The organism is Mycobacterium sp. M26, assembly GCF_001494595.1.
GTDB lineage: Bacteria > Actinomycetota > Actinomycetes > Mycobacteriales > Mycobacteriaceae > Mycobacterium.
The window spans coordinates 1,755,042-1,781,882 of sequence record NZ_LN929908.1 but is presented as its reverse complement, the minus strand read 5'-3'; the positions used below and the strand labels follow the sequence as shown (position 1 = coordinate 1,781,882).

19 protein-coding genes and 3 pseudogenes are annotated in these 26,841 nt (G+C 69.5%); 8 read left to right on the top strand and 14 right to left on the bottom strand.

Features of this window, described 5'->3' with window-relative positions; translation table 11 throughout:
• Positions 1-129: 129 nt before the first annotated feature.
• From BN3385_RS17740 to BN3385_RS17680, 13 genes and pseudogenes are all read right to left on the bottom strand, one after another.
• Positions 130-1,113, bottom strand: coding sequence for a cell division protein FtsQ/DivIB (locus tag BN3385_RS17740; protein ID WP_082690528.1), 984 nt, complete (start codon positions 1,111-1,113; stop codon positions 130-132).
• Complete coding sequence (murC, locus tag BN3385_RS17735; RefSeq protein WP_059018591.1) at positions 1,110-2,573, bottom strand: UDP-N-acetylmuramate--L-alanine ligase; 1,464 nt, start codon at positions 2,571-2,573, stop codon at positions 1,110-1,112. Before murC ends, BN3385_RS17740 begins: the two co-directional genes overlap by 4 nt.
• Positions 2,570-3,686 (bottom strand): annotated as a pseudogene (locus tag BN3385_RS17730) (UDP-N-acetylglucosamine--N-acetylmuramyl-(pentapeptide) pyrophosphoryl-undecaprenol N-acetylglucosamine transferase). Before BN3385_RS17730 ends, murC begins: the two are co-directional and overlap by 4 nt.
• Positions 3,687-3,775: 89 nt before the next feature.
• Positions 3,776-5,425, bottom strand: a complete 1,650-nt coding sequence (ftsW, locus tag BN3385_RS17725) for a putative lipid II flippase FtsW (protein WP_059018590.1) — start codon at positions 5,423-5,425, stop codon at positions 3,776-3,778.
• 5 nt (positions 5,426-5,430) lie between these two features.
• Complete coding sequence (gene murD / locus BN3385_RS17720) at positions 5,431-6,891, bottom strand: UDP-N-acetylmuramoyl-L-alanine--D-glutamate ligase (protein ID WP_231748756.1); 1,461 nt, start codon at positions 6,889-6,891, stop codon at positions 5,431-5,433.
• A gap of 1 nt (position 6,892) precedes the next feature.
• Positions 6,893-7,972, bottom strand: a complete 1,080-nt coding sequence (gene mraY, locus BN3385_RS17715) for a phospho-N-acetylmuramoyl-pentapeptide-transferase (protein ID WP_059018587.1) — start codon at positions 7,970-7,972, stop codon at positions 6,893-6,895.
• The gene (locus BN3385_RS17710) at positions 7,969-9,501 is read right to left on the bottom strand and encodes a UDP-N-acetylmuramoyl-tripeptide--D-alanyl-D-alanine ligase (protein ID WP_059018585.1); all 1,533 of its coding nucleotides are present in this window, start codon (positions 9,499-9,501) and stop codon (positions 7,969-7,971) included. Before BN3385_RS17710 ends, mraY begins: the two co-directional genes overlap by 4 nt.
• Entirely contained in the window at positions 9,498-11,042 is a 1,545-nt protein-coding gene (locus BN3385_RS17705; protein ID WP_059018583.1) for a UDP-N-acetylmuramoyl-L-alanyl-D-glutamate--2,6-diaminopimelate ligase, read from the bottom strand. Before BN3385_RS17705 ends, BN3385_RS17710 begins: the two co-directional genes overlap by 4 nt.
• A gap of 40 nt (positions 11,043-11,082) precedes the next feature.
• Positions 11,083-12,960: a peptidoglycan D,D-transpeptidase FtsI family protein gene (locus BN3385_RS17700; protein ID WP_059022090.1), complete on the bottom strand. Its 1,878-nt coding sequence runs from the start codon at positions 12,958-12,960 to the stop codon at positions 11,083-11,085.
• Positions 12,902-13,687, bottom strand: a pseudogene (gene ftsL / locus BN3385_RS27755) (cell division protein FtsL); the annotation flags it as partial. The gene BN3385_RS17700 and the pseudogene ftsL, both read right to left, overlap by 59 nt.
• Entirely contained in the window at positions 13,684-14,844 is a 1,161-nt protein-coding gene (gene rsmH, locus BN3385_RS17690) for a 16S rRNA (cytosine(1402)-N(4))-methyltransferase RsmH (RefSeq protein ID WP_082690526.1), read from the bottom strand. The pseudogene ftsL and the gene rsmH, both read right to left, overlap by 4 nt.
• Positions 14,819-15,250, bottom strand: coding sequence for a division/cell wall cluster transcriptional repressor MraZ (mraZ, locus tag BN3385_RS17685; protein ID WP_059018577.1), 432 nt, complete (start codon positions 15,248-15,250; stop codon positions 14,819-14,821). The genes rsmH and mraZ overlap by 26 nt, the downstream gene beginning before the upstream one ends.
• A gap of 283 nt (positions 15,251-15,533) precedes the next feature.
• Positions 15,534-15,941 carry an SCO2097 family morphological protein gene (locus tag BN3385_RS17680; protein WP_059018575.1) on the bottom strand — a complete coding sequence of 136 codons (408 nt, stop codon included), beginning with the start codon at positions 15,939-15,941 and terminating at the stop codon, positions 15,534-15,536.
• Between the two features lie 271 nt (positions 15,942-16,212).
• Between BN3385_RS17680 and BN3385_RS17675 the strand changes: the two genes are divergently transcribed.
• The 4 genes from BN3385_RS17675 (at position 16,213) to BN3385_RS17660 (ending at position 20,233) form a co-directional block, all read left to right on the top strand.
• Positions 16,213-16,812: a GNAT family N-acetyltransferase gene (locus BN3385_RS17675; RefSeq protein WP_059018573.1), complete on the top strand. Its 600-nt coding sequence runs from the start codon at positions 16,213-16,215 to the stop codon at positions 16,810-16,812.
• Positions 16,813-16,894: 82 nt separating this feature from the next.
• Positions 16,895-17,539, top strand: coding sequence for an LppM family (lipo)protein (locus BN3385_RS17670; RefSeq protein ID WP_059018571.1), 645 nt, complete (start codon positions 16,895-16,897; stop codon positions 17,537-17,539).
• Positions 17,540-17,661: 122 nt separating this feature from the next.
• Positions 17,662-18,720: a bifunctional (2E,6E)-farnesyl/geranyl diphosphate synthase gene (gene idsA2 / locus BN3385_RS17665; RefSeq protein WP_082690736.1), complete on the top strand. Its 1,059-nt coding sequence runs from the start codon at positions 17,662-17,664 to the stop codon at positions 18,718-18,720.
• Positions 18,721-18,724: 4 nt separating this feature from the next.
• Positions 18,725-20,233 carry an alpha-(1->6)-mannopyranosyltransferase A gene (locus tag BN3385_RS17660; RefSeq protein WP_059018568.1) on the top strand — a complete coding sequence of 503 codons (1,509 nt, stop codon included), beginning with the start codon at positions 18,725-18,727 and terminating at the stop codon, positions 20,231-20,233.
• Here BN3385_RS17660 and BN3385_RS17655 read toward each other — a convergent pair whose 3' ends face one another.
• On the bottom strand, positions 20,234-20,638 hold the full coding sequence (locus BN3385_RS17655) for an Rv2175c family DNA-binding protein (RefSeq protein WP_059018566.1): 405 nt from the start codon (positions 20,636-20,638) through the stop codon (positions 20,234-20,236). It lies immediately after the preceding gene.
• 58 nt (positions 20,639-20,696) lie between these two features.
• Between BN3385_RS17655 and BN3385_RS17650 the strand changes: the two are divergent.
• From BN3385_RS17650 to BN3385_RS17635, 4 genes and pseudogenes are all read left to right on the top strand, one after another.
• Positions 20,697-21,877 (top strand): annotated as a pseudogene (locus tag BN3385_RS17650) (protein kinase domain-containing protein).
• Positions 21,878-21,957: 80 nt separating this feature from the next.
• The gene (locus BN3385_RS17645; protein WP_059018564.1) at positions 21,958-23,409 is read left to right on the top strand and encodes an LLM class flavin-dependent oxidoreductase; all 1,452 of its coding nucleotides are present in this window, start codon (positions 21,958-21,960) and stop codon (positions 23,407-23,409) included.
• 285 nt (positions 23,410-23,694) lie between these two features.
• Positions 23,695-25,431, top strand: coding sequence for an ABC transporter permease (locus tag BN3385_RS17640; RefSeq protein WP_059018562.1), 1,737 nt, complete (start codon positions 23,695-23,697; stop codon positions 25,429-25,431).
• A 33-nt stretch (positions 25,432-25,464) separates the two neighbouring features.
• Entirely contained in the window at positions 25,465-26,775 is a 1,311-nt protein-coding gene (locus BN3385_RS17635; RefSeq protein WP_231748755.1) for an ABC transporter ATP-binding protein, read from the top strand.
• The last annotated feature ends 66 nt before the right edge of the window (positions 26,776-26,841 follow it).

Sequence of the window (26,841 nt, the reverse complement as noted above, 5' to 3'; positions counted from 1 at the left end):
AGGCTTAGAGTTATGTCAAGTAGTTCCGCGCAACCAGAACGGTATGGCCGGTCCGCGCTGTATTGGGGAGGCGCGCCGACGTGTTGCGAGCGAATTTCCCGCGATGTCGATCACGCGCGGCAACCCCGCCTACTTGACCGTCGGTAGATCCGGACTCGACACGTCGTAGGTGCGGCCGGGCTGGGTCAGCAGCGCCGCGAGCTTCTCGGCCTTCTCCTCGGTGCGGTCGGTGGTCCCCCACACCACGGTCCGCCCATCGGTCAGGGTCAGCGTCACCGAGGCCACCGACGGGGCGGCCACCCGGCTGACCTGACCCACGACCTCGGGGCTCAGCGCCGTCATCACCTGCAGTGCGGCGCGGGTCGGCGGATCGGTGGGCCCGGGATTGTCGACATCGATGTAGGGCAGTCCCGGCGGCGGCGGTGCGGTGGCGAAGTCCACCCCGTCCTTGTCGAACAGATGCGGACCGTCCGGATAGTCCTTCACCACGATCGGGATGCGCTCGACGATCGTGATGCGCAGCGTCGAGGGGTACTCGCGCTGCACCCGAGCACTGGCCACCCGGCGGATACCGGCCACCCGGTCAGCCACCGCATCGGTATTGATCTGCAGCAGCGGCGTGCCGATCTGGACCTTCGCCGCGTCGACCACTTCCTCGCGGGTCACCGCGCCGATCCCGGTGATCACCAGCGAGCGGGCCGACATCACCGGGGTGAAGTACAGGATCAGGCCGAGACCGACGCCGATCACGCTCAGCAGGATCAGCCAGACCAGCAGCCGAAGTCCGCGAACGGTCCCGCGCCCCAATTGTTTCGGCGCATCGTCGTGCTGGGTGCGCACCCGGCGCTTGGCCTCACGGCGGGCGTCTTCGATGGCCCGCGCGCGGGCCTGGGCCTCGCGGCGCTCGGCACGCTCCCGGCGCGCCTTGCGTCGGGGACCCTCGAGATCGGGCTCCTCGGCCGCCTCGGCGTCCTCGGCGGCTTCGGGTTCTGCGGGTGCTGGGGCCTCTTGCGCGTCGTCGAGATCGACGTTCTGCACGTCGTCACTCGCAGTTTCGCGCCCGTCCGTGGGGTTCGGCGGATCGGGGGCGTCAGGGGGATCCGGCTCGGTCACCGTGCCTCCCGGCCGACCTTGTCCTGGATCGCGGCGATGATCTCCGGGCCGAGCATCGTCACGTCGCCGGCTCCCATGGTGACCACCACGTCACCATCGCCCACCGAGGCCGCGACGCGGGCGGCCACCGCGGAGAAGTCCGCGACGTAGTGCACCGGCACGCTGACGTGCTCGGCCACCGTCGCCCCACTGATGCCGGCCATCGGCTGTTCCCGCGCCGCGTAGACGTCGAGCACGAACACCTCGTCTGCGGTGTCCAGGGCATGGCCGAACTCGCGAGCGAAAGTCTTTGTCCGCGAATACAAGTGGGGCTGGAACACCACGACACTGCGGGCCCCGGTGATGGTCGGATGCCCGGTACGGTCCTGGCGGGCGATCGCGCGCAGCGCGGTCAACGCGGCCCGCACCTCGGTCGGGTGGTGGGCGTAGTCGTCGAACACCTTGACCCCACCGGCGACCCCGACGAGCTCGAAACGCCTACGCACACCTTCGAATCCGGCCAGCCCGTCGAGTACGTCCTCGACCGGCGCACCGACCTCCAGTGCCGCCAGCAGGGCGGCCAGCGCGTTGAGCGCCATATGCCGGCCCGGCACCGCCAGGCGCATCACCCGGGGATGGGACTCCCCCGCCAGCTGGACGTGGGCCACCGCCCCGGTGCCGTGCTGTTCCCAGTCGACCAGCGCGCCGGCCAGTCCGTCGGCCGGTCCACTGCCGTAGCGCAGCACCCGCACCCCGCGCTGCGCGCTGCGCTCGGCGAGTTCGGCGGCGCCGGGGTCGTCGGTGCACACCACCAGCGCACCGCCGGGTGCCAGCCGGTCGACGAAGGCGTCGAACACCGCGCTGTAGGCCTCCGGGCTGCCGAAGAAGTCCAGATGGTCGGCTTCGACATTGGTCACCACCGCCACGTTGGGGGTGTATTCCAGCAGCGAGCCGTCACTCTCGTCGGCCTCGGCAACGAAGCAGTCGCCACTTCCGTTGTGCGCGTTGGTCCCTGCCTCGCCCAGATCGCCGCCCACCGCGAACGACGGGTCCATCCCGGCATGCTGCAGCGCCACGATGAGCATCGAGGTGGTGGTGGTCTTGCCGTGCGTGCCGGTCACCAGCAGGGTGCGCTGCCCGGCCATCAGCTTGGCCAGCACCACCGGCCGCAGGATCACCGGGATGCCGCGGCGGGCCGCCTCGAGGAGTTCGGGGTTGGTCTTGGGGATCGCGGCTTGGGTGGTGATGACGGCCGTGGGCCCGCCGGGCAGCAGGTCCAGGTTGGCCCCGTCGTGGCCGATGCTGATCTGCGCGCCACGGGCCCGCAGTGCCACGACTCCGCGCGACTCCTTGGCATCCGAACCCGACACCTGTCCCCCGCGATCGAGCAGGATGCGCGCGATCCCGGACATGCCGGCGCCGCCGATGCCCACCATGTGCACCCGCTGCAGTTCCGGCGGCAGGGTCTTGGCGGCGCTCATCGGTGGGTCCTGGCGACGTCGAGAGCCACCTCGGCCACCCGGCGGGCGGCATCCCGGTGCCCGACCTGCCCAGCGGCGGCGGTCATCGCGGCCAAGCGCGGTGGGTCGGTGAGCAGGCCGACGACCTCACGCCCGACGAATTCCGGGGTCAGGTCGGCATCGGCGACCAGCAGACCGCCGCCCGCGTTGACCACCGGCAGCGCGTTGAGCCGCTGCTCGCCGTTACCGATGGGCAGCGGGACGTAGACGGCAGGCAACCCGACCGCCGACACCTCGGCCACCGTCATCGCCCCGGACCGGCAGATCGCCAGGTCGGCGGCGGCATAGGCCAGGTTCATCTCGTAGAGGTAGGGCACCGCGACATACGGCGGGTCGCCCGGCTGCGGGGTCGGCAGCTCCAGGGTAGGCCAGGTTCATCTCGTAGAGGTAGGGCACCGCGACATACGGCGGGTCGCCCGGCTGCGGGGTCGGCAGCTCCAGGGTGTTCTTCGGTCCGTGCGCGTGCAGCACCGAGATCCCGGCGGCCGCCAGCTGCGCCGCGGCACCCGACACCGCACGGTTGATCGAGGCCGCGCCCTGCGATCCGCCGAACACCAGCAGCACCCGGGCATCCTCGGCGAAGCCGAAGTGGGCGCGGGCCGCCGATCGCAGCGCCGCGCGGTCCAGTTCGGTGATCGCGGCGCGCACCGGCATGCCGACCACCTCGGCATTCGCCAGGCCCGAGTCGGGCACTGCGGCCAGCACCCGGCGTGCGGTTCGCGCGCCGACCCGGTTGGCCACCCCGGCGCTGGCATTGGCCTCGTGCACCACGACGGGCACGTGCCTGCGGCGGGCGGCCAGATAGGCGGGCACCGCGACATAGCCGCCGAACCCGATCACCACGTCGGCATCCACGTTGTCGAGCACCGCGCGGGTCTCGCGGACCGCCCGGCGCACCCGCAGCGGCAGACGCAGCATGTCACCGTTGAGTTTGCGGGGCAGCGGAACGGGGGTGATGAGTTCGAGGTCATAACCGCGATCCGGGACCAGCCGGGTCTCCAGCCCACGGGCGGTGCCCAGAGCGGTGATGCGAACGTTGGGGTCCAGTGCCTTCAGTGCGTCGGCCACGGCCATCGCGGGCTCAACGTGTCCGGCGGTGCCACCACCGGCCAGGACGACCGAGAACGATGCGCCGCGCTCACCGCCGTCGACCCCCGAGACACTCACCCGTAACGCTGACCTTCCAATGTGCGGGACCGCCGTGGCTGGCCGGCTCCGTGGTTGCCATATCGCTGTGCCCCGCGAGGCGAAGCATCACCATGATGCCCTGCGCGCCGAGTGGGCCGCTCGGCCGTCCTCGATTTGGCGGGTACCGCGGCACGACCACGGGTGGGCTTCTTCTCGACTTTCTTGGGGGCCTTCTTGGCCGGTTTGGCCGGTTTGGCGCCGTCGGTCCGCGACCGCAGCCGGTCGCGCAGCGCCTCCGTCCGGGTGGGCACGTAGGGCTCGGGCAACGGCAGGCGCAGCAGCCGGTTCATCCGGTCATCGCGGCCGGCCCGCAGCGCGGCCACCGCCTCGGGTTCGTGCCGGGCCGCGTTCGCCATCAGTCCGATCATGAACAGCGTTGTGGCCGTGGAGGTTCCACCGGCAGAGATCAGCGGCAGCTGGATGCCGGTGACGGGCAGCAGGCCGATGACGTAGCCAACGTTGATGAAGACCTGGCCGATCACCCACATGGTGGCGGTGGCGGTCAGCAGCCGCAGGAACGGATCCGCCGAGCGCCGGGCGATCCGCATACCCGTGTAGGCGAACAGACCGAACAGCGCCAGCAGCCCGAAGGCGCCGACGAACCCGAGTTCCTCGCCGATGATCGCGAAGATGAAGTCGTTATGGGCGTTGGGCAGGTAGTTCCACTTCGCGGTGCCCTGGCCGAGACCGTCGCCGAACACCCCGCCGTTAGCCAGCGCGAACTTGGCCTGCCGGGCCTGATAGCCCGAGCCCTGTGCGTCGGCGCTGGGGTCCAGCCAGGACCGCACCCGGTCGGAGCGGTAACCCTCCGAGACCGCCAGGACCGCGGCCGCGGCGACAGCGGCCAGCACCGAGGACAGGAACACCTTCAGCGGCAGGCCGGCGAACCAGAGCAGGGCCAGCAGGATGATGCCCAGTGACACCGTCTGGCCGAGGTCGGGCTGGGCGACGATCAGCGCCAGTGCGATCACCGCGGCGGGGATCAGCGGCACCAGCATCTCGCGCAGCGATGCCCGCTCCATGCGGCGGGTGGCCAGCAGGTGGGCACCCCAGATGGCGAACGCGATCTTGGTGAGCTCGGAGGGCTGCATCGAGATGCCGCCGACGATGAACCAGCCGCGGGTGCCATTGGATTCGTGGCCGATCCCCGGGATCAGCACGAGCACCAGCATGACAATCGTCATCGCGAACGAGAGGAACGCCGTGCTGCGCAGGAAGCGCACCGGCAGGCGCAGGGCGATCCAGCAGGCGAACAGGCCGAGGAGGGTCCAGACCACCTGCCGGGCGAAGATCGCCCAGGGTGAGCCGTCCTCGTCGTAGGAGTGCACACCGGAGGCCGAGAGCACCATTGTCAGGCCGAGGGTGACCAGCAGGGCCGCCACCGAGATGATCAGGTGGAATGACGTCATCGGCCGGTTCAGCCAGGTGCCGAAAGTCTTGTGCAGGCCGAACCGGAACCGGGACGGGGCCGGTTCGGTGGCAACCGCCACGGCGGCAGCGGCGGCTGTGGTGGTGTCGCCGTCGTCCGGCGTGGTGGTCTCGTCAGCGGGTGCGGACGTGTCGGTGCTGTCGGTGGCACCCTTGGCGCCCCGACGCCGTAGCCGGGTCAGGATGTTGTCGGCCATCGCCGCTACCGGGCCGCGGCGCGCACGGCAGCAGCGAACGCGTCCCCGCGATCGCCGTAGCCGGCGAACTGATCGAACGACGCACCGGCAGGGGCCAGCAGCACCGTGTCACCTGGCCGGGCCAGGCCGGCAGCGGCGGCGACGACCTCGGTCATCACCTGCGCCCCAAGCCCTGGTCCGGAGGCATCGACCAGTCGAGTCCCATGAGCAACATCTGACTCATTAGTCCCTTGCACCACAGCATCCTCCCGCGTCACAACCTGGATGACGGGGACATCGGGTGCGTGTCGCGATAACGCCTTGGCAATCACGGCACGGTCACGGCCGATCAGCACGGCGCCCACCAGGCGGTCGGCCACCGCGGTGATCATCTCGTCCACCGAGGCGCCCTTGAGCAGGCCACCGGCCACCCACACCACCCGTGGGTAGGCCAGCACCGACGCCTGCGCGGCGTGTGGGTTGGTGGCTTTGGAGTCGTCGACATAGTGCACGCCGTCGACCACGCCGACGGCTTCGGCGCGGTGCCGGCCCACCCGGAATCCGGCCAGGGCCTCGGCGATGGCGCTGGCCGGCACGTCCACCGACCGGGCCAGGGCGGCGGCGCCGAGCGCGTCGAGCACCCCCACCGGACCGGCCACCGGGATGGATGCGGCCGGGGCCAGCGCCAGGTCGTCGGCGAAGGCGCGGTCGACGAGCATCCCGTCACGCACCCCGAGCTCACCAGGGCCCGGCTCACCGAGCCGGAAGCCGACCTTCACCGGCGCTGCGGCGTCGGGCAACAGCGCGGCGGCCGGCGCGTCATCGAGTCCGACGACGGCCACCCGGCCGTCCAGCGCGCGTGCTTTGGCCGCGGCGTAGGCGGCGAAACTGCCATGCCAGTCCAGGTGGTCCTCGGCGATGTTGAGCACCGCTCCACCCGCCGGGCGCAGCGACGGTGCCCAGAACAACTGGAAACTCGACAGCTCCACGGCCAGCAGATCGGCCGGCTCGGACAGCACATCGAGGACCGGGTCGCCGATGTTGCCGCACAGGATGGCCCGACGGCCGTCGGCCACCAGCATCGCGTGCAGCATCGAGGTGGTGGTGGTCTTGCCGTTGGTTCCGGTGACCACCAGCCAGCGCCGGGGTGTGCCGTAGTGTCCGGCGGCGTCCAGCCGCCAGGCCAGTTCGACGTCACCCCAGATCGGTACGCCCGCCGCGGCCGCGGCGGCCAGGACCGGTGCGGTCGGCGGGAAGCCGGGGCTGGTGACCACCAGGTCCACGGTGTCCATCCCGGCGATGGCGCGCTGCGGTTCGATGACGCCGATCCCGTTGGCGGAGAACGTGTTCAGTGCGTCGGCGTTGTCGTCACAGACCTGGATATGAACGTCGAGGGTGGCCAGCGCGGCGACCACCGCGCGTCCGGTGATACCGGCCCCGGTGACCAGCACCCGGGCTCCGGGCGCCAGCGGCTGCAGGCCTGTCACCTCAGGCCCCGATGGCCGAGAGCCACTCGCCGTAGAACAGGGCCACGCCCAGGCCGCACGCGATCGCGGTGAGCAACCAGAACCGGATGATCACCGTCGTCTCAGCCCAGCCCACCAGCTCGAAGTGGTGGTGGAACGGCGCCATTCGGAACACCCGGCGCCCGGTGGTGCGGAACGCCAGGATCTGCACCACCACCGAGGTCACCTCGGCGACGAACAGCGCCCCGAGCACGACGGCCAGCACCTCGGTGCGGCTGGTCACCGACAGCCCGGCGATGATGCCGCCGAGGGCCAGCGAGCCGGTGTCGCCCATGAAGATCTTGGCCGGGGCGGCGTTCCACCACAGGAACCCGATACAGGCACCCGCGGAGGCAGCCGCGATCAGCGCCAGGTCCAGCGGGTCGCGCACGTTGTAGCAGCCCAGCCCCGGCGCGGTGGCGCACGCGTTGCGGTACTGCCAGAACGTGATGAGCACGTAGGCGGCGCTGACCATTGCCATGCTGCCGCCGGCCAGGCCGTCGAGCCCGTCGGTGAAGTTGACCGCGTTCGACCAGGCGCTCACCACGACGACGACGAACAGCACGAACAGCAGCGGGGTCAGCGTCACGGTGGCGATCTCGCGCACGTAGGACAGTTCGGGGCTGCCCGGCGTCAGGCCGTCGGCATTGCGGAACTGCAGCACCAGAATGCCGAACAGCACCGCGGCGGTGATCTGGCCGACGGTCTTGGCGGTCTTGTTCAGCCCGAGGTTGCGGGAACGCCGGATCTTGATGAGGTCGTCGACGAACCCGACCGCCCCCAGCGCGGTGGCCAGGCCGAGTACCAGTAGGCCCGAGGCCGACGGCCCGTCGCCGCCCATCGCCAGGCCGACGAGATGGGTGCCGAAGTAACCGGCCCAGATGCCGGCGATGATCGCCACCCCGCCCATCGACGGCGTGCCGCGCTTGGTCTTGTGGCTCGGCGGGCCGTCTTCGCGGATCTCGTGGCCGAAGCCCTGCTTGGTGAACAGCCGGATCAGTACCGGGGTAAGCAGAATCGACACCGCCAGCGCGATGCCGACGGCGATGAGGATCAGTCTCATGTATCGGCCACCAGCGCTTCGGCCAGCGCTCCCAGACCCGCGGCGTTGGACGCCTTGACCAGCACCACGTCGCCGGGCGCCAGCTCGGCGCGCAGCAACTCCAGGGCGGCGTCGGCATCGGGGACCATGACGGACTCCGAACCCCAGGAACCCTCCATGACCGCCCCGTGATGCATGGCGCTCATAGGCCTCCCGGTTCCGACGACGACGAGTCGACTGATATCTAAGCGCACCGCGAGTCTGCCGATGCGGTCATGCTCGGTTATCGAGTCTTCCCCGAGTTCACCCATCTCGCCCAGCACGGCCCAGCTTCTCCTGCCTGACTGCCTCGCTCCTCCTCGGCCTCGTCCCTCGGCCGCATCGTCGACTCGGCTGCGCCCAGTCGCCCGCGCCATCACCGCCAGCGCCTGCAGCCCGGCGCGCATCGAGTCGGGGTTGGCGTTGTAGGCATCGTTGATCACGGTCACCCCGTCGGCGCGGGTGCGCACCTCCATCCGATGCCGCGACGCCGGACCGGCGCCGGCCAGCGCCTGCGCGATCTGCGCCAGGCTGGCCCCGCACTCCAGCGCGATCGCCGCCGCCGACAGCGAGTTGCTGACCTGGTGCTCGCCGTGCACGGCCAGCTGCACATCCACCGACCCGGTGGCGGTGCGCAGGGTGAACCGGGGCCGGGCCAACTCGTCGAGCTCGACGTTCTCCGCGCGCAGATCAACACCCTCGGACCGCCCGACGCGCACCACCCGGGCGACGGTCTTGGCGTCCATCGCCGCAACGTAGGAGTCGTCGGCGTTCAGCACCGCCACACCGGTCTCCGGAAGTGCTTGCACCAGTTCGGATTTCGTCTCTGCGATGATCTCGCGCGAGCCGAACTCGCCCAGGTGGGCGGTACCGACATTGAGCACGGCCGCGATCGACGGGCGCGCGATGGCGGCGAGCGCGGCGATGTTGCCGCGGTGCCGGGCCGACATCTCGAGCACCAGGAAGTCGGTGTCGGTAGTGGCGCGCAGCACCGTCCACGGGTGGCCGAGTTCGTTGTTGAACGAGCCGGGCGGGGCCACCACCTCGCCGAGCGGACTCAGCACCGCGGCGATCAGATCCTTCGTCGAGGTCTTGCCCGACGACCCGGTGATCCCGATGATCGTCAGTCCGCCCTCGACCAGTTCGGCGGCCACCGCCGAGGCCAGCTTGGCCAGCGCGGCCAGCACCGCCGCACCGGAACCGTCGCTGTCGTGCTCGAACACCCCGGCATTCGCGTCCGACGCCGTCGCCGGCGGCACCACGATCGCCGGCACACCGACCGGACGGGCCGCCAGAACCGCCACCGCGCCGGCCGCCACGGCCGCGGCGGCGAAATCGTGGCCGTCGGAGCGCGCGCCGGGCAGGGCCAGGAACAGTCCGCCGGGGGTAACGGCCCGGGAGTCAAACTCGACCGTGCCGGTGACCTGGACTTCAGCGGCCTCGGCCGGGCTGATGTCGGCGAGTTCTCCGCCGACGATCTCGGCGATCCGGGCGATGGTCAACGGGATCATGGTGCGGTTCCCAACGATTCGAGGGCCAGTGCCAGTTCGTCGCGGTCATCGAAAGGCCGGGTCTGGCCGCCGCCGGTCTGGCCCTTCTCGTGGCCCTTGCCCGCGATCACCACGACATCGCCGCGGCGCGCCCAGGCCACCGCGTGCCCGATGGCGGTGCGACGGTCCCCGATCTCGACGACCTCGGCGTCGGTGCCGGCCGCGGCGGCGCCGGCCAGAATGGCTGCCCGGATGGTCGCGGGATCCTCGTCACGCGGGTTGTCGTCGGTGACGACCACGAGGTCGGCCAGCTCAGCGGCGATCCGTCCCATCGGCTCACGCTTCCCCGGATCACGGTCTCCCCCGGCCCCGAACACCACCGCCAGCCGGGCACCGGGCCTGCGCAGGGTCTCCAGCACCGCCTGAAGCGCGCCCGGCTTGTGCGCGTAATCCACCACGGCCAGGAAGTCCTGCCCGCGTTCGACAGCCTCCAGGCGGCCGGGCACCGAGGCCTCCCGCAGGCCGGGCGAGGCCTGCTCGGGCGACACCCCGACAGCGTCGAGGATGGCCAGGGCCAGCAGCGTGTTGGCGACGTTGTAGCGGCCGGGCAGCCGGATGCGCAGCCGATGGTGCACGCCGGCCGGATCCTGGGCGGTGAACTCCTGGATCCCGCTGTCGAGCACCACGATGTCCTGGGCCTGCCAGTCGGCCGGATGCCCCTCGGCGCTGACCGTCACCACCTCGGCGGCCCGCCAGGCCATCGCCCGGCCGGCATCGTCGTCCACACAGATCACCGACAGCGCCGCGTGCACGGGCGAGGCCGGATCAAACAGTTTGGCCTTGGCCTCGAAGTAGGCCTCCATGGTCGGGTGGAAGTCGAGGTGGTCGCGGGACAGGTTGGTGAATCCGCCGACGGCGAACCGGATTCCGTCCACCCGGCCGAGTTCGAGGGCGTGACTGGACACCTCCATCACCGCGGTGTCGACCCCGTGCTCGGCCATCACCGCCAGCAGCGCCTGCAGGGCGGGTGCCTCCGGTGTGGTCAGTGCGCTGGGCACGTCGGCCCCGGCGATCCGCACCCCGACGGTGCCGATCAGCCCGGGGACCCGCTCAGCCGAGCGCAACCCGGCTTCGATCAGGTGGGTGGTGGTGGTCTTGCCCGACGTCCCGGTCACGCCCAGCACCACGACCCGGTCCGATGGGTGGCCGTACACCGCGGAGGCCAGCTCGCCCAGGACGGTCCGCGGATTGGGGTGCACCAGCACCGGCACCGGGGCGGGATCGCCGAGCCTGTCATGCAGGACGGCCAGACCGTCGGCATCGGTGAGCACCGCCACCGCGCCACGGGCGAGTGCGTCGCCGGCGTAGGCGGCGCCGTGCGAGGACGATCCGGGCAGGGCGGCGAACACGTCACCGGGCAGGGCCTCCTGGCCGCGCAGGGTGACACCGGTGATCCGGACGTCGGGAACCGCACCGCCGGCAGCCGGTACAGCGCCGATCCGGGTGGCCAGCGTCGGCAATGCCAAGGCCGGTGTCGTTCGGGGCCGCAGGGGGTTGGTCATCGGATTGACACCCTACCGAGCCGGGCCGGTAGCCCGGCTACTACATCGCCTGCAGCGTCAGCGGCGGACCGGGGTCTGCCGACAGCGGGATGTTCTCCCGTTGCAGCAGCCAGGCGGCGATGTTGTGGAACAGCGGGGCAGCGGAATGCCCGGCCGTGCCGTCGGCATTGCGCTGCGGGTTGTCCATCATGATTCCGATCACGTACCGCGGGTCGTCCGACGGGGCCATGCCGGCGAAGGTGATCCAGTAGACGTCGCTGTAGTAGCAGCCGCAGGCCGGGTTGATCTGCTGGGCGGTGCCCGTCTTCCCGGCGATCTGATACCCGTCGACCGAGGCGGCCGGACCGGTGCCCTGCTGGTATCCCATCGGGTCGCGCTGGACGACGGCGCGCAGCATATTGCGCACGGTGCGGGCGGTCTCCGGCGAGACCACCCGGATGCCGTTGGGCCGGGCCTCTTCGGTGCGGGTGCCGTCGGCGGCGATGGTGGCCTTGAGGATGCGCGGCGGAATCCGCACCCCGTCGTTGGCGATGGCCTGGTACATCCCCGCCATCTGCAGCAGGGTCATCGAAAGGCCCTGCCCGATGGGCAGGTTGGAGAACGTACTGCCCGACCACTGGTCGATGGGCGGCACCAGGCCGGAGCTCTCGCCGGGCAGGCCGACGCCGGTGCGCTGGCCGAGACCGAACTTGCCGAGCATGTCGTAGAACCGGTCGGGGCCGACCCGCTGCGCCAGCATCAGGGTGCCGACGTTGGAGGACTTCCCGAACACCCCGGTGGTGGTGTAGGGCATCACACCGTGCGCCCAGGCGTCGCCGACGGTGACGCCGCCCATGTCGATGGAGCCGGGGACCTGCAGCACCTCGTCGGGGTTGGACAGGCCGTACTCGATCACCGAGGAGGCGGTGACGATCTTGTTGACCGATCCGGGCTCGAACGGCGAGGTGACGGCGAGGTTGCCCATCTGCTTGTCGGACTGGCGGCCGATGTCCTGGCTGGGGTCGAAGGTGTTGTCGTTCGACATCGCCAGCACCTCACCGGTTTTGGCGTCGAGCACCACCGCCGAGACGTTCTTGGCACCGGAGACATCCTTGGCCTGCTGAACCTGCTGCTGGACGTAGAACTGGATGTCATCGTCAAGGGTCAGCTGCACGGTGGAACCGTCGACGGCATCGTGCTTGTTGCGGTAGCTGCCCGGGATCACCACGCCGTCGGATCCGCGGTCATAGGTGATGGACCCGTCGGTGCCGGCCAGCTGCGAGTCCATCGCATCCTCGAGGCCGAGCAGGCCGTGCCCGTCCCAGTCGATACCGCCGACGATGTTGGCGGCCAGCGCCCCGCCGGGATACTGGCGCAGGTCCTGACGTTCGGCGCCCACCTCGGGGAACTTCTTGATGATCGCCGTGGCGACGGCCGGGTCGACCGCACGGGCCAGGTAGACGAAGGTCTCGTTGCTGCGCAGCTTCTTGAGTAGCGTTGCGGCATCGGGCTTGTTGTCGAGCTTGGCCGAGACATCCTTGGCGATCTCCATCAGGCGCTTGTCCGGATCGGGCGCCGACGGCGATTTCTGCTTGGCCTCGGTGAGCTGCTTGCGAATCTTGGTGGGCTGGAAGGTCAGCGCCCGGGCTTCGATGGTGAAGGCCAGCTTGTCATTGTTGCGGTCGACGATGCTGCCGCGCACCGCCTTCTCGATGTCGGTGACCTTCAGTTGGCTGGCGGCCTCGGCGCGCAGACCGGCGGCCTTGGGCACCTGCAGGTTGAACAGCTGCGCGGCGGCGATCAGCAGCGCGACCCCGATGACGATATTGCCGGCCCGGTGGCGGAACACGAATGAGGCTGTGCGCGATTCGGTTTCGGCGGGCTGGCGGGTACGGCGCGCCTTCGCCGAATGACCGATCTCGGATGACTGCTTGGCCACCTGGGCGCGCTGACGGCCACCGGCCGTCCGCGGCGACGACTTGGGACTGCGGCTCACTGCGCTCCTCCGGCCAGGGGTACGGCTTGGAGTTCAGCGGCGGCGGCGGGGCACCCTCGGCCGGCTTCGGCTTACCCACCACGATCCAGTTCCCCGAAGGATCCTGCACCAGGTGCGCGGTGTCCTTGGACGGGATCATGCCGAGATTGCGGGCGGCCTCGGCCAGTGCCGGGGCGGATTCGGCTTCCAGTACGTCGCGCTCGAGGGCTTCCTTCTGCTGGGTGAGCGCCTCGTTGGTGGCCCGGGCCGTGCCCAGCTGGTAGGAGCGCTGGGCGGCATCGGTGGACAGCCACAGCGTGACGCCCAGGCCCACCGCCAGCGAGCCGATGACCAGGACGACGAACGGTACCTTCGCCATCAAGGTCTGCGGGCGCAGGTCGACGGTGGCCAGCCGGGCGATCAGCCGTTCGCGTAATGGCGGCCGGACAACCTTGGGCGCCTTGGCCTTCCGGGCCTTGGCACGGGCCTTGGCCTGACTGGTGGTCTTGGGCCGGGCCGGTCGTTCGACGGGCCGCGGCATCGGCGCGGTCTGCGGCCCCTGCTTCAGGGCGCGGGGCCGGCCACCGCGGGCGGCGGTCTCGCTGGGACGACGACGAGTCGCGGTACCCCCGCCCTTCTTGGCCTTCTTGTCGCGATCCGCGGGACCGGCTGCCTTGCGCCCGACCTTCATGACTTGTTCCCTCCCCGTCCCGGGTTGCTGGTCGTGACACGCTCAACGGCCCGCAGCCGCACCGGCGCACTACGCGGATTACGTTCGATCTCCTGCGCGTCAGCCCGCTCGGCACCGCGGGTGATCGCCGTGAATTCCGGCTCATAGCCGGGCAATTCGACGGGCAGGCCGGCCGGGCTGCGGGACGCGGTCGCAGCGGCGAAGGTGGTCTTGACGATCCGGTCCTCCAGCGACTGGTAGGCCATCACCACCACCCGGCCGCCCGGCCGCAGCGCGGCCAGCGCAGCGGGCAACGCTGCGCTCAGTGAGTCCAGTTCGGCGTTGACCGCGATCCGCAGCGCCTGGAAGGTGCGCTTGGCGGGGTGGCCGCCGGTGCGCCGGGCCGGAGCGGGGATGCCCTGGTAGATGATCTCGACCAGTTCGCTGGTGGTGGTCAGCGGGGCGCGCTGCCTGCGCTCGACGATCAGGCCGGCGATCCGGTGGGCGAACTTCTCCTCACCGAAGCGGCGCAGGATGTCGGTGAGCTCGCCACGGTCGTAGGTGTTGAGGATCTCCGCGGCGGTCAGCGGGGCCTCGGGGTCCATCCGCATGTCCAGCGGTGCGTCCTTGGCGTAGGAGAAGCCGCGCTCGGGCTGATCGAGTTGCATCGAGGAGACACCCAGGTCGAACAGTGCGCCGTCGATGGATTCGGTTGCTGCGCAACCGGCTTCGGCCAGCGCGTCGACGATTCCGTCGTAGCGGGTGTGCACCAGGGTGATGCGGTCGGCGAACGGGGCCAGCCGGCGGCCGGCGTTCACCAGCGCGGTGGAGTCGCGGTCCAGGCCGATCAGGTGCAGTCCGGGAAACTCGGTGAGGAACCGTTCGGCGTGCCCGCCTGCCCCCAGGGTGGCGTCGACGAGCACCGCACCGGATCCGTCGGCGGCGTGGCGGGTGAGCGCGGGGGCCAGGAGTTCGACGCAGCGGTCCAGCAGGACGGGGACGTGTCCGTGGTCGGGGGTGTCAACCACGACGGAACCTCCCGGTAGATCAGACGGTGCCCCTGCACCGAGGTCCCTGCCCGGGATCGCGAACCTGGCGTTGGGGAAGTACGTCAGGGTCGGTTCGGGCAGAGGCCACGGTGCACGGGCCAGGTCAGATGATGTCGCTGAGTGCTTCATCGCTGGCCGCGGAGAAGTTCTCTTCGTGGGTCTCCTGGTAGTCCTGCCAGGCTTGGGCGTCCCAGATTTCCAGGAAGTCGACCGCGCCGATCACTACGCAATCCTTGGAGAGGTTCGCGTAGCGGCGGTGATCGGCCGACAGGGTGATCCGGCCCTGGGAGTCGGGATGCTGTTCGTCGGTGCCGGCCGCCAGGTTGCGCAGGAAGGCACGCGCCTCGGGATTGCTCCGCGAGGTCTGCGCGGCCCGCCGGGCCAGCTGCTCGAATTCCGTACGCGGGTAGACCGCAAGGCTGTGGTCCTGGCTCTTGGTGACCATCAACCCTCCTGCCAGCGCGTCGCGGAACTTGGCGGGCAGTGTCAGCCGCCCCTTGTCGTCGAGCTTGGGCGTGTAGGTACCGAGAAACATCCCCGTACCTCCTGCCGCCCCGGAGCCTCCTTCACTCCGTTAGCCGCCACAATACCCCACAATCCCCCACTTTGCTCCACCATTGCGGGGCATTTTGGGGCATGTCCTCCACCTTGTCCCACCCTCAACCAATTCGACCCTCGCCTCTCCCCCTCAGCGCATGCTGAAAGCCCAGGTCAAACCCTGGTGGGGCGTTGTGGGGAACGCCGAGATCGACACCACGGCGGTAGGCGGCACAAAAAAACGGGGCAGCCGGTTGGCTACCCCGTCAGCGAACGCGCTGTCACTCGTCGAAACGACGCCGGAAGCGGTCCTCCATGCGGCTGGTGAACGAGCCGGAACCCTTCACCCGGCGCTGGCGCGAGCCGGACGGTCCCGGACCTGCGACGCCACCGTCGCGGCCGCCGGGAAGCCGGGGGCCGGTGATCGCGAAGATCACGCCGCCGAACATCACCAGGAACCCGAGCACCGACAGAATCGGGAAGCTTCCGATCATCGTGGCTTTGAACGCCACGCCGGCGACCAGCATCGCCAAGCCGATGACGAACAAACCGGCGCCCTGGAGTCGGCGCCGCGTCGACGGAGCCCGCAGATTCCCGCCCCGCACACTCGAGGCGAATTTGGGGTCCTCGGCATAGAGAGCGCTCTCGATCTGATCGAGCATGCGCTGCTCATGATCGGAGAGTGGCATTCGTCCCTCCTTGCCGACACGGCGGGTCACATCAGGCGATAAGACATGGCTGCCCAGCACGGGCCGGGCAACTAACCACATGATACGAGCTGAAAGTGCGCTGTACCACCTAGTTGGTCCACCCGATTGTAGCTGTGTCCTGGGGATGTTCGGCCACCACCGCACGGACGTCAGCCGGTCGTCACCAGTCGCGGCGTCAGCCCGGCACCGGGACCGAAGATAATGGCGGAGAACCACGACCAATCCGCACGCGACGAAAGGCCCCGAGGCGTTGGCGACATTCCTCATCGATCTGTCGCCCCACGACATGCAACGCCGTCTTCACGACGCGCTGACGGTGTATGTCGACGCCATGCGCTACCCGCGTGGAACCGAGGGTCAACGGGCCTCGATGTGGCTGGAGCACACCCGCAGGCACGGCTGGAAGGCCGTCGCCGCGGTCGAGACCGACACCCCGGCCGGTAGCGAACCCAGCGCCACCGAGCTGGGCGCGGCCCCGTTGCTCGGAATCGCCTACGGCTACTGCGGGGCGCCCGACCAGTGGTGGCAGCAACAGGTGGTCTCCGGGCTGCAGCGGGTCGGGGTGCCCGCCGAGGAGATCAGCCGCCTGATGAGCAGCTACTTCGAGCTCACCGAGCTGCATATCCACCCCGGGGCCCAGGGCCGCGGCCTCGGCGAGGCGTTAGCGCGGCGGCTGCTGGCCGGACGGCCCGAGGCCAACGTTCTGCTGTCCACCCCGGAGATCATCGGCGAGGCCAACCGCGCCTGGCGGCTGTACCGCCGGCTGGGCTTCGGCGACGTGATCCGCGGCTACCACTTCGCCGGTGACCCGCGGGCGTTCGCAATCCTGGGACGCGCCCTGCCCCTGTGAGACGGCACGCCACCGGGCCGGGTCTGGCACGATACCCATCGTGCGCAACCGATCACACCGCCCGCGCGTCCGCGCGCTGGCGATGCTGCTGCTCGTCGTGGCACCGCTGATGGTCGGCTGCATCCGCGTCCACGCTTCGATCACGGTCTCCCCCGATGACCGCGTCTCCGGCCAGATCGTCGCGGCGGCCAAAGCCCGCAACAGCGACGACCAGGGCCCGCAGTTCGACCTCAACGTCCCGTTCAGCCAGAAAGTCGCCGTCTCGAAGTACGAATCCGACGACTACGTCGGCTCCGAGGCGGTGTTCTCCGATCTGACCTTCGCCGAGGTCCCCCAGCTGGCCAACCTGAACCGGGACGCCACCGGGGTGGACATCTCGCTGCGCCGCGCAGGCAACCTGGTGATCCTCGAGGGCCGCGTCGACCTCACCAACCTCAGCGACCCCGACGCCGACGTCCAGTTCACCGTCGCCTTCCCCGGCGAGGTCACCTCCACCAACGGCGACCGGGTGGACTCCGACATCGTCGAGTGGAAACTCAAGCCGGGAGTGGTGTCGACGATGAGCGCCCAGGCCCGGGTCACCGACCCGAGCACCCGCTCGTTCACCGCGGCCGCCCTGTGGCTGGGGCTGGGCGCCCTCGTGGTGGCCGGTCTCATCGGCACCCTGGCCTGGCACAGCCGGGACCAGTCCCCCCGTTTCGCCAGTGCCGACCAGGGCGACGAGTAACTGTCGGTAGGGCAAATCCGCTGTCACGCTCTACTCTGGGTGAACCCACCGAGGGTTCTGCGAAGCACACAGGAAGGGGCGTTGCGCTGAGCGTCGAAGCAACAGCTCCGTCAGCGGTCGAGCTGGCCAGCGCGGTCACCGAGCAGCTGCGGAGATATCTGGCCGACCGCCGCGCCAAGGCCGCCTACATCGGCACCGACTACGACGGTCTGATCGCTGCGCTGGAGGATTTCGTCCTCCGCGGCGGGAAACGGGTCCGGCCGGCGTTCGCCTACTGGGGCTACCGCGCCGTCACCGAGAACCCCGACGACCCGGTGGACGACGACATCTTCCTGCTGTTCTCGGCGCTCGAGCTGCTGCACGCCTGCGCTCTGGTGCACGACGACGTCATCGACGACTCGGCGACCCGGCGCGGCTGGCCGACCGTGCACGTGCACTTCACCGACGTGCATCGCGGCCAGAGCTGGCGCGGCTCACCCGAGCAGTTCGGCCGCTCGGCGGCCATTCTGCTCGGCGACCTCTCGCTGGTCTGGGCCGACGACATCGTCACCGGCGCCGACGTGCCGCGCGACACCCAGCTCCGGGTGCAGCGGGTCTGGTCGGACATCCGCACCGAGGTCCTCGGCGGCCAGTTCCTCGACATCGTCGCCGAGTCCAGCGGTGCGGAGACCATCGAATCGGCGATGAACGTCAACACCTACAAGACGGCCTCCTACACCATCTCGCGCCCCCTGCAGTTCGGCGCCGCGGCCGCCGCCGACCGCCCCGACGTCCAGGAGCTGTTCTATGAGCTGGGCACCGACTTCGGGGTGGCGTTCCAGCTGCGCGACGACGTGCTCGGGGTGTTCGGGGACCCGGCGGTGACCGGTAAGCCGTCCGGCGACGACCTGCGCTCGGGCAAGCGCACTGTGCTGCTGGCCGAGGCGCTCAAACGAGCCGACCAGACCGACACCACCGCCGCGGAACTGCTGCGAAACGGCATCGGCACCGACCTGACCGACGCCCAGGTGCGCGAGCTATGCGGGGTCATCGAATCGGTCGGCGCGCTGGCCGCCGTCGAAGAGCACATCGGCACGCTGACCCGGCGTGGACTGGCCCTGCTGGAGAGCGCACCCATCAACGCACCGGCCAGGGCGGGTCTGACCGAGCTCGCCAGATTGGCCGTCGACCGGTCGGCATAGGCCCATGTCCAGCACGACACCGATGATGCCGGCACCGGCCCCGACGGGCCTGGCCCGGCTGGCGGCGTTCGCCTCCGGCGACGAGGGGCGGCCGGCCCGGCTCGGATTCCTGGGCGCAGTCCTGATCACCCTGGGCGGCCTCGGCGCGGGCAGCACCCGCCTGCACGATCCGCTGCTGGAGTCGCTGCACCTGTCCTGGCTGCGATTCGGCCACGGTCTGGTGGTGTCCTCGGTGCTGCTGTGGGGCGGTGTGGTGGTGATGCTGCTGGCCTGGCTGTGGCTGGGACGGCGGCTGATCGACTCCGGCGTCACCGAGTACGCGATGAAGGCCACCACCTGGTTCTGGCTGGCGCCGCTGTTGTTGAGCGTGCCGCTGTTCAGCCGCGACACCTACTCGTATCTGGCTCAGGGCGCGCTGCTGCGTGACGGCTTCGACCCGTACGCGGTGGGGCCGATCGAGAACGAGAACTCGTTGCTGGACAACGTCAGTCCGATCTGGACCACCACCACCGCGCCGTACGGTCCGGCATTCATTCTGGTGGCCAAGTTCGTGACGATGCTGGTGGGCGATCACGTGGTGGCCGGCACGATGCTGCTGCGGCTGTGCATGCTGCCCGGGCTGGTGCTGTTGATCTGGGCCGCGCCGCGGGTGGCCCGCCACGTCGGCGGCAACGGTGCGGTGGCGCTGTGGATCTGCGTGCTCAACCCGCTGGTGATCATCCACCTGATGGGTGGTGTGCACAACGAGATGCTGATGGTCGGCATGATGATGGCCGGTATCGCCCTGACCTTCGCCCGCCATCACGTCGCGGGGACCGCACTGATCGCGATCGCGGTGGCGGTCAAGGCCACCGCGGTGCTGGCCCTGCCGTTCATGGTGTGGGTGTGGATGCGCCATCTCAAGGAGAGTAGAAACCTTTCGGCGGCAAAGGCATTCGCGACCGCGACGGCGGCGGCGATCGCCGTCTTCATCGCCGTGTTCGCGGTGCTGTCGGGTCTGGCCGGAGTGGGTCTGGGCTGGCTCACCGCGCTGGCCGGTTCGGTGAAGATCATCAACTGGCTCACCGTGCCGACCGCGATCGCAAACCTCACCAACGCCGTGGGCGGGCTGCTGTTCCCGGTGAACTTCTATGCCGTCCTGCAGGTCACCCGCATCATCGGCATCGGGATCATCGCGGTGTCACTTCCGTTGCTGTGGTGGCGTTTTCGGCACACCGACCGGGAGGCTCTGACCGGGATCGCCTGGGCGATGCTGGTGGTGGTCCTGTTCGTGCCGGCTGCCCTGCCCTGGTACTACACCTGGCCGCTGGCGGTGGTCGCGGCACTGGCCCAGTCCCGGGCCGCGATCGCGCTGATCGCCGGGTTCTCCACCTGGATCATGGTGATCTTCAAACCGGACGGTTCGCACGGCATGTATTCGTGGATTCACGTCTTGCTGGCCACAGCGTGTGCGCTGGCGGCCTGGTACTCGTTGCACCGCACCCCGGAGCCGCAGCCGGCCGACGGCGCCTGATCAGTACGCTGCGGCCTGCGCGCGGCGCAGAATCTCGCGAGCCTGGTGGGAGTGCAGCGCATCGACGGGCCGGGCGTTGGTGATCGGCTCGCGCACACCGTCGCGGGTCAGCGTCAGCGACGAGTCGGCGGTGAACAGCCAGCGCAGGATCTCGGTATCGCGGAAGCCGCCGTCGCGCAGCACCGCCAGCAGACCGGGTAGCGACTTGACCACATGTCCGGACTCGGTGAAGAACACCTGCGGCACCATCGGGACGCCGCCCCGCCGGACCGCGACCAGGTGCCCGTCGCGCAACTGCTGATGCACCTTGGTCACCGGCAGACGCAGCAATTCGGCGACTTTCGGCAGGTCGTAGAGGGGTTCGTCGGGATCCAGGACGTCATCACCGGCCGGAATACTGCTCACGGCGTCAGTCTAGAGCCGTGGTCGCGCCACGTACCATGTGGCGGTGATGTCGGACCCGCTGGAAGGCACGCTGCTCGACGGCCGCTACCGCGTCGAGACCAGGATTGCCACCGGCGGCATGTCGACGGTCTACCGCGGGCTCGACGTCCGACTGGACCGCCCGGTCGCGTTGAAGGTGATGGACAGCCGCTACGCCAACGACAGCCAGTTCCTCACCAGGTTCCAGCGCGAAGCCCGGGCAGTGGCCCGGCTCAAGGATGCCGGCCTGGTCGACGTGTACGACCAGGGCCTGGACGCCACCCACCCGTTCCTCGTCATGGAACTGGTGGACGGGGGCACCCTGCGCGAACTGCTGGCCGAGCGCGGCCCGATGCCCCCGCATGCGGCTGCCGCGGTGCTGCGCCCGATGCTGGGCGGGCTGGCGGTGGCGCACCGAGCCGGGCTGGTGCACCGCGACATCAAACCGGAGAACGTGCTGATCTCCGACGACGGCGAGGTCAAGCTGGCCGACTTCGGCCTGGTCCGCGCTGTCGCCGAGGCCGGCATCACCTCCACCAGTGTGATCCTGGGCACCGCCGCCTACCTGTCCCCCGAGCAGGTCAGCAGCGGCACGGCCGACCCGCGTAGCGACGTCTATGCCGTCGGCATCCTGACCTACGAATTGATCACGGGGACAACACCGTTCAGCGGTGACAATCCGCTGACGGTCGCCTATCAGCGGATGGACGCCGACGTGCCGCCGCCGAGTGCGGCGATCAGCGGGGTGCCGCCGCAGTTCGACGAGTTCGTGGCACATGCCACCGCGCGCAACCCGGAACAGCGCTACGCCGATGCCGCCGAGATGGCCGCCGATCTCGATGCGATCGCCGCCGAACTCGCACTGCCGGCATTTCGGGTGCCGGCACCGCAGAACTCCGCACAGCACACCGCCGCGACGGCCTATCACAGCCGGATGGCCGAGCAGCCCACCACCGAGCACCCCGCGCGCTGATCCGCGACCCCGACTGGCAGCAGCCCCCCGCCGCCGCAGCCGAACCGGTCGAGGACGAGTACGAGCCCGAGTATGACGAGGTGCCACAGCAATTCGCGGGCATCGACATCACCGACTTCATCTGGGCCCGGCAACGGGCCCGCCGGACCGTGGTGTTCTGGGTGCTGGCCGTGCTGATCCTGACCGGCCTGGTGGCCGCGGGCGCGTGGACCCTGGGTACCAACCTGGACGGCCTGCTCGGAAATTAGCGGCGCCGTAACAGGCTGAAATACAATCGGTTTGAGTGCAACCGGTGCTCTGATCGAGCGGATCGGACAGTATTCGGCCAGTGACCCGTCTGATCCGCTTCAACGCCTTCGACATGAATTGTGTCGCCCACCAGTCCCCCGGCCTCTGGCGCCACCCCGACGATCGATCCTGGCGGTACAAGGATCTGGAGTACTGGACCGAACTGGCCACGCTGCTGGAACGCGGTCGTTTCGACGGTTTGTTCATCGCCGATGTCCTGGGCACCTACGACGTGTACGGGGCCAGTGACGAGGCCGCGATCCGGCATGCCGCGCAGATCCCGGTCAACGACCCGCTGCTGCTGGTGTCGGCGATGGCGCTGGTGACCAAGAACCTCGGGTTCGGCCTGACCACCGGCACCGGCTTCGAGCATCCGTACCCGTTCGCCCGCCGGATGTCGACGCTGGACCACCTCACCAAGGGCCGAATCGGCTGGAACGTGGTGACCGGCTACCTGCCCGCGGCGGCCCGCAACATGGGCCAGACCGACCAACCCGCCCACAATGCGCGCTACGACCACGCCGACGAATACCTCGAGGTGCTCTACAAGCTGTGGGAGGGCTCCTGGGAGGACGACGCGGTGGTCCGCGATCGGGACAGGGGCGTGTTCACCGACCCGGCCAAGGTGCACCACATCGGCCATCAGGGAACGCATTTCAGCGTGCCGGGCGTGCACCTGTCCGAGCCCTCGCCGCAGCGCACACCGGTGATCTTCCAGGCCGGATCGTCCCCGCGCGGGGTACGGTTCGCCGCCGAGAACGCCGAAGCGATCTTCACCGCGGCACCCACCAAGGAGATCCTGACCAAGACGGTCACCACCATCCGCCGCGAACTCGAGCTGGCCGGTCGAGATCCCTACGCCGCCAAGATCTTCAACCTCACCACCGTGGTGACCGCGGAGACCGACGAGGAAGCCCACGCCAAGCACGCCGAGTACCTGTCCTACGGCGATCCCGAGGGAGCGCTGGTCTTCATGTCCGGCTGGATGGGCGTCGATCTGGCCCGGTACGGGCTCGACGAGCCGATCGGCAACGTCGACTCCAATGCGATCCTGTCGGCCGTGGCCGCTTTCCAGTCCGCCGACCCCGACGGTCGCGAGTGGGCGGTGCGGGATATCGCCGAATGGGGCGAGATCGGCGGGATGGGGCCGCGGGTCGTGGGATCGGGCCGGCACGTGGCCGACACGCTGCAGGAGTGGGTCGAGGAGACCGACGTCGACGGCTTCAACCTCGCCTATGCGATCAGCCCAGGCACCTTCGCCGATCTCATCGACCATGTGGTTCCGGTGCTCACCGAGCGTGGGGCCTATCAGGCGGAGTATGCCCCGGGGACGTTGCGCCACAAGCTCCTTGGCCGTGGTGACCGGTTGCCGCAGGAGCATCGCGGTGCGCGCTACCGCGTCGGTGGACCCGGGTCGACGATCATCGAGCGCCCCTCGACGGTGCCGTCGTCCTCCGCGTCGGCGGCCGCCCAGCCGGTGAGCGGCCGCTAGGCACACAGCGAATTCCCAGTTGACCCCGGCCACCTCGGTGGGGTCTACTTTCTGCGCGCCCCAGGGCGCTGTGCCGCGATCGACAGCAGGAGGTGAGGACATGGAAGACGGAAGTAGAAGCCGCACCCATGCCCTGCTGTCTGGCGTGCCGGCATCGCATCTCTGCGGCTGAGTTTCGCTTTCGGTAGACCCCGGCGTCATCGGCTGGTGGGCATGGATCGATTCGTTTCATGTACGGGCTCTGTCACGCCCGCCCGCCGACTGCCGAAAGCCGGGTGAATTCCGATGTCCGTCACCACCTTTTCCAGCCGTGCCGCGCTGCTGCGGCCCGCCGGCAGCCGGTTTGCCGACGTCGCGGTGTTCGCCGGCGCGGCGGTGCTGCTGTGGCTCGTGGTCCGGGTGGCCTCGGGTACCACCGTGCCCTGGACCGTCGACACCGCACCGTCGTCGGTGTCGACCGATCCCGCGAATCTGCCGTACTACACGGCCCGTTCGCTGTTGCGGATGTTCATCGCGCTGGGGCTGTCGGTGGTGTTCACGTTCATCTACGCCACCGCCGCCGCGCGGCTGCGCCGGGCGGAGAAGGTCCTGGTCCCTCTGCTCGACATCCTGCAGTCCGTGCCCATCCTGGGCTTTCTCTCCATCACGGTGACCGGGTTCATCGCGCTGTTCCCCGGATCACAACTCGGGCTGGAATGTGCGTCGATCTTCGCGATCTTCACCTCCCAGGCCTGGAACATGACGTTCGCCTTCTACCACTCACTGAAGTCGCAGTCCCGCGACCTCGACGAGGCCGCCCGGCTGCTGCGGCTGTCGCGCTGGCAGCGGTTCTGGCGCGTCGACCTACCGGGCGGCATGATGCCGCTGGTCTGGAACGGGATGATGAGCTTCGGCGGCGGCTGGTTCTTCCTGACGGCCTCGGAAGCGTTGAGCGTCAACGGCCATGAGTTCGCCCTGCCCGGCATCGGCTCGTACGTGGCCACTGCGGCCGACGAGGGCCAGCTCGGCCGGGTAGGGCTGGCGGTGGTGGTGATGATCGTCGTCGTCGTGGCGGTCAATGCCCTGTTCTGGCGCCCGCTGACGGCGTGGTCCGAGCGCTTCCGCGTCGAAGAGTCCGAGACCGCCGAGGCGCCGCGCAGCATCACCCTCGATGTGCTGCGCCGCTCCCGGTTGCCGCGCCTGGCCCTCGGACCGCTGGGCCGGCTGAACCATCCGGTGGACCGGGTGATGTCGGTCTTCGGGATCGCCGATCGGCCGTTGCGCAGCATCGAGTTTCGGCGGCGCACCGGTGATGTGATCTTCGCCGTCGTGGTCGGCGCGGTGATCGCCTACGGCACGTACCGGGTGATCAGCTACATCCACCACGGCGTGGGGTTGCCCGAGGTCGGGCATGCGTTCCTGCTGGGCCTGGCCACTTTCGCCCGCGTACTGACCGTGGTGGTGGTCGCGACCGTCATCTGGGTGCCCGTCGGAGTGTGGATCGGGATGAACCCCAGGGTGTCCCGGCTGGCCCAGCCGGTCGTGCAGGTGCTGGCGTCGTTCCCGGCCAACTTCCTGTTCCCGTTGGTCACCGCCGCTCTGATCGCCACCGGGGTCAGCCTCGACATCGGTGGGATCCTGCTGATGGCACTGGGTTCGCAGTGGTACATCCTGTTCAACGTCATCGCCGGGGCCAGCGCCATTCCCAACGACCTGCGCGAGGCCGCCACCAATCTGCGCCTGCCGCCCCTCTTGCGTTGGCGCACACTGATTCTTCCGGCGATCTTCGCCAGCTATGTCACCGGCGGAATCACTGCAGCCGGTGGCGCGTGGAATGCCTCGATCGTCGCGGAGGTGGTCAGCTTCCACGGCACCACCCTGACCGCCACCGGCCTGGGCTCCTACATCACCGAGGCCACCGCAGCCGGGGATTCCGGCCGGATCCTGGTGGGCGTGATCGTGATGAGCATGTTCGTGGTGACCACCAACCGGGTGTTCTGGCGCCGGATGTACGCGTTGGCCCAGAACCGGTATTCGCTGTAGCCAGTTGAGGATTCGAACGGAAAGGAACAGATCGTGAACAACGTTCTGGTGAGCCTGGAGCACATCGACAAGAGCTTTCCCGGCGCCGCCGGTGAGCCGCTGCGGGTCCTTGACGACATCAGTCTGGAGCTGCGGGAGGGTGAGATCGTGGCGCTGCTCGGGCGCTCCGGTTCCGGCAAGTCCACACTGCTGCGCACCATCGCCGGTCTGATCGCCCCGACCAGCGGCGCGGTCCGCTACCGGGGCGCCGAACTCAACGGGGCCAACCCGGGCACTGCCATGGTGTTCCAGACCTTCGCGCTGATGCCGTGGCTGACCGTGCAGGAGAACGTCGAACTCGGTTTGGCCGCCCGCGGTGTGCCACCCGCACAGCGGAAAGCCCGGGCGCTCAATGCCATCGACGTCATCGGGCTGGACGGCTTCGAGTCGGCCTACCCGAAGGAGCTCTCCGGCGGCATGCGGCAGCGGGTCGGCTTCGCGCGCGCGCTGGTGCTCGAGCCCGATCTACTGTTGATGGACGAGCCGTTCTCCGCCCTCGACGTGCTGACCGCGGAGAACCTGCGCACCGAGCTGATGAGCCTGTGGAGCCGCGACGATTTCCCCACCAAGGCCATCTGTCTGGTCACCCACAACATCGAGGAGGCGGTGCTGTTGGCCGACCGTGTGGTGGTGCTCGGCGCCAACCCCGGCCGGGTCCGGGCCCAGCTGCCGATCGACCTGGCCCGCCCCCGGAATCGGCGGTCACCGGCATTCGCCGCGGTGGTGGACACCCTGTACGGGCTGCTGACCGGCAGCGGTCCGGCCGAGGTCGGCACCGGCACCGCCGAGGCCACGCCCACCAGCAGCCCGCTGCCCGATGCGACGGTCGGCGGGCTGGCCGGTCTGGTTGAGATCACCGCGGCGCGCGGTGGCCGGGTTGATCTACCCGATATCGCCGCGGACCTCAGTTTCGACATCGACGACCTGCTGCCGCTCGTCGATGCCGCCGCCATGCTGGGGTTCCTCACCGTCAGCGGGGGCGATCTGACCGTCACCGCGATGGGTCGGTCGTTCACCTGCGCCGACATCCAGACCAGCAAGCAGATCTTCGCCACCGCGGCGCGCGAGCACGCTCCGCTGGTGCGCACGATCTGCCGCGCCCTCAGCTCATCGGCCGACGGCACGCTGCGCTCGGAGTTCTTCCTGGACCTGCTGCGCCGCGGATTCGGGCCCGACGATGCCCGCCGGCAACTCGACACCGCGATCGCCTGGGGCCGATACGGCGAGTTGTTCGACTACGACACCGATACCGACGAGATCACCGCCGACCCCGCAGCGGCGATCGTGGCGGCGCCAATGGGTTAAGCGCGACCGATCTCCTACCGGAACGGAGCGCCGGATTCAAGGGCCCGAAGGAGGATTTCTGTCCGG

Bases quoted from the DNA above. Each gene is read 5' to 3' on its own strand.
- mraY (WP_059018587.1), bottom strand. From the start codon at position 7,972: ATGAGACTGATCCTCATCGCCGTCGGCATCGCGCTGGCGGTGTCGATT.
- BN3385_RS17680 (WP_059018575.1), bottom strand. From the start codon at position 15,941: ATGCCACTCTCCGATCATGAGCAGCGCATGCTCGATCAGATCGAGAGC.
- ftsW (WP_059018590.1), bottom strand. From the start codon at position 5,425: ATGGCCGACAACATCCTGACCCGGCTACGGCGTCGGGGCGCCAAGGGT.
- BN3385_RS17710 (WP_059018585.1), bottom strand. From the start codon at position 9,501: ATGATCCCGTTGACCATCGCCCGGATCGCCGAGATCGTCGGCGGAGAA.
- murC (WP_059018591.1), bottom strand. From the start codon at position 2,573: ATGAGCGCCGCCAAGACCCTGCCGCCGGAACTGCAGCGGGTGCACATG.
- mraZ (WP_059018577.1), bottom strand. From the start codon at position 15,250: ATGTTTCTCGGTACCTACACGCCCAAGCTCGACGACAAGGGGCGGCTG.
- rsmH (WP_082690526.1), bottom strand. From the start codon at position 14,844: ATGAAGCACTCAGCGACATCATCTGACCTGGCCCGTGCACCGTGGCCT.
- BN3385_RS17640 (WP_059018562.1), top strand. From the start codon at position 23,695: ATGTCCGTCACCACCTTTTCCAGCCGTGCCGCGCTGCTGCGGCCCGCC.
- BN3385_RS17660 (WP_059018568.1), top strand. From the start codon at position 18,725: ATGTCCAGCACGACACCGATGATGCCGGCACCGGCCCCGACGGGCCTG.
- BN3385_RS17670 (WP_059018571.1), top strand. From the start codon at position 16,895: ATGCTGCTGCTCGTCGTGGCACCGCTGATGGTCGGCTGCATCCGCGTC.
- BN3385_RS17705 (WP_059018583.1), bottom strand. From the start codon at position 11,042: ATGACCAACCCCCTGCGGCCCCGAACGACACCGGCCTTGGCATTGCCG.